The following is a 2,500-nucleotide window of genomic DNA, read 5'->3' as shown; positions in this document are numbered from 1 at the left end:
CCCCAAACAAGTATCGGGAAGACAGGATTTGAACCTGCGACCCCCTGGTCCCAAACCAGGTGCTCTACCAAGCTGAGCCACTTCCCGAAAGAAAACGCGCCCGAGAGGAGTCGAACCCCTAACCTCTTGATCCGTAGTCAAACGCTCTATCCAATTGAGCTACGGGCGCATATGGTGCCGAGGGCGGGGGTCGAACCCGCACGGTGGTCACCCACCGCAGGATTTTAAGTCCTGTGCGTCTGCCTGTTCCGCCACCCCGGCATGTCATATTGAAAATTGGAGCGGAAGACGGGATTCGAACCCGCGACCCCAACCTTGGCAAGGTTGTATTCTACCACTGAACTACTTCCGCAAGACATGTTTGAGATATTTTATTAAAAGTGCGGGTGAAGGGAGTCGAACCCCCACGCCAAAGGCGCTAGATCCTAAGTCTAGTGCGTCTGCCAATTCCGCCACACCCGCATATTAATTAAAATGGTGAGCCATGAAGGACTCGAACCTTCGACCCTCTGATTAAAAGTCAGATGCTCTACCAACTGAGCTAATGGCTCTTACAATAAAAACTGGTGCCGACTAGAGGACTTGAACCCCCAACCTACTGATTACAAGTCAGTTGCTCTACCAATTGAGCTAAGTCGGCTAAATGGTGGAGGATGACGGGATCGAACCGCCGACCCCCTGCTTGTAAGGCAGGTGCTCTCCCAGCTGAGCTAATCCTCCGGATTGCCTGGCAACGTCCTACTCTCACAGGGACAAGGTCCCAACTACCATCGGCGCTAGAGAGCTTAACTTCCGTGTTCGGTATGGGAACGGGTGTGGCCTCTCTGCCATCATTACCAGACTGTATTCATTTAAGACAAGAATCATTGTAACTCATTTAACTTTTAAAGTCAACAAGTTTTTTATATTCTTTCAAAACTAGATAACATTGCTTCATATTATATGGTTAAGTCCTCGATCTATTAGTATTCGTCAGCTCCACATGTCACCATGCTTCCACCTCGAACCTATCAACCTGATCATCTTTCAGGGATCTTACTAGCTTACGCTATGGGAAATCTCATCTTGAGGGGGGCTTCATGCTTAGATGCTTTCAGCACTTATCCCTTCCGCACATAGCTACCCAGCTATGCCCTTGGCAGAACAACTGGTACACCAGCGGTGCGTCCATCCCGGTCCTCTCGTACTAAGGACAGCTCCTCTCAAATTTCCTACGCCCACGACGGATAGGGACCGAACTGTCTCACGACGTTCTGAACCCAGCTCGCGTACCGCTTTAATGGGCGAACAGCCCAACCCTTGGGACCGACTACAGCCCCAGGATGCGATGAGCCGACATCGAGGTGCCAAACCTCCCCGTCGATGTGGACTCTTGGGGGAGATAAGCCTGTTATCCCCGGGGTAGCTTTTATCCGTTGAGCGATGGCCCTTCCATGCGGAACCACCGGATCACTAAGCCCGACTTTCGTCCCTGCTCGACTTGTAGGTCTCGCAGTCAAGCTCCCTTATGCCTTTGCACTCTACGAATGATTTCCAACCATTCTGAGGGAACCTTTGGGCGCCTCCGTTACACTTTAGGAGGCGACCGCCCCAGTCAAACTGCCCACCTGACACTGTCTCCCGGGTCGATAAGACCCGTAGGTTAGAATTTCAATACAGTCAGGGCGGTATCCCACCAGCGCCTCCACCGAAGCTAGCGCTCCGGTTTCAATGGCTCCCGCCTATCCTGTACAAACTGTACCAAAATTCAATATCAGGCTACAGTAAAGCTCCACGGGGTCTTTCCGTCCTGTCGCGGGTAACCTGCATCTTCACAGGTACTATAATTTCACCGAGTCTCTGGTTGAGACAGTGCCCAAATCGTTACACCTTTCGTGCGGGTCGGAACTTACCCGACAAGGAATTTCGCTACCTTAGGACCGTTATAGTTACGGCCGCCGTTTACTGGGGCTTCAGTTCAGAGCTTCGCTTACGCTAACCCCTCTCCTTAACCTTCCAGCACCGGGCAGGTGTCACCCCCTATACTTCGCCTTACGGCTTCGCAGAGAGCTGTGTTTTTGCTAAACAGTCGCTTGGGCCTATTCACTGCGGCTTTCCGTTAAGAAAGCACCCCTTCTCCCGAAGTTACGGGGTCATTTTGCCGAGTTCCTTAACCAGAGTTCTCTCGCACACCTTAGGATTCTCTCCTCGCCTACCTGTGTCGGTTTGCGGTACAGGCACCTTTTATCTCGCTAGAAGCTTTTCTTGGCAGCGGGGAATCAAAGACTTCGCTCCATAAGGAGCTTCCCCATCACAGCTCAGCCTTCACGATAAGCGGATTTGCCTACTTATCAGCCTAACTGCTTGGACGTGCACAACCAATCGCACGCTTCTTCTATCCTTCTGCGTCCCTCCATTGCTCAAACGATAAAGAGGTGGTACAGGAATATCAACCTGTTGTCCATCGCCTACGCCTGTCGGCCTCGGCTTAGGTCCTGACTAACCCTGAGCGGACGAGCCT

Annotated in this window: 9 tRNA genes and 2 rRNA genes (2 of these 11 cut by a window edge); all 11 read right to left on the bottom strand. The window is 52.0% G+C overall.

What is annotated here, in order from left to right:
• Nucleotides 1–4, bottom strand: a tRNA-Ala gene (locus NST86_RS00490); it reaches 72 nt to the left of the window's first position.
• A gap of 9 nt (nt 5–13) precedes the next feature.
• A tRNA-Pro gene (locus NST86_RS00485) sits at nt 14–87 on the bottom strand.
• Between the two features lie 8 nt (nt 88–95).
• Nucleotides 96–169, bottom strand: a tRNA-Arg gene (locus NST86_RS00480).
• A gap of 3 nt (nt 170–172) precedes the next feature.
• Nucleotides 173–261: transfer RNA gene (locus NST86_RS00475), tRNA-Leu, on the bottom strand.
• A 16-nt stretch (nt 262–277) separates the two neighbouring features.
• A tRNA-Gly gene (locus NST86_RS00470) sits at nt 278–352 on the bottom strand.
• A 29-nt stretch (nt 353–381) separates the two neighbouring features.
• Nucleotides 382–462: transfer RNA gene (locus tag NST86_RS00465), tRNA-Leu, on the bottom strand.
• Between the two features lie 13 nt (nt 463–475).
• Nucleotides 476–551, bottom strand: a tRNA-Lys gene (locus NST86_RS00460).
• Between the two features lie 13 nt (nt 552–564).
• Nucleotides 565–640: transfer RNA gene (locus NST86_RS00455), tRNA-Thr, on the bottom strand.
• Nucleotides 641–644: 4 nt separating this feature from the next.
• Nucleotides 645–720 (bottom strand) — tRNA-Val (locus NST86_RS00450).
• 5 nt (nt 721–725) lie between these two features.
• Nucleotides 726–841, bottom strand: a 5S ribosomal RNA gene (gene rrf, locus NST86_RS00445).
• A gap of 101 nt (nt 842–942) precedes the next feature.
• Nucleotides 943–2,500 (bottom strand): 23S ribosomal RNA (locus NST86_RS00440); it runs 1,365 nt beyond the window's last position.

Origin of the sequence: Bacillus sp. FSL L8-0199 (genome assembly GCF_038005705.1) — a bacterium.
Lineage (GTDB): Bacteria > Bacillota > Bacilli > Bacillales > Bacillaceae_G > Bacillus_A > Bacillus_A cereus.
Note: the sequence above shows the minus strand (reverse complement) of the source record. Positions and strands in the feature narration are given on the sequence as shown.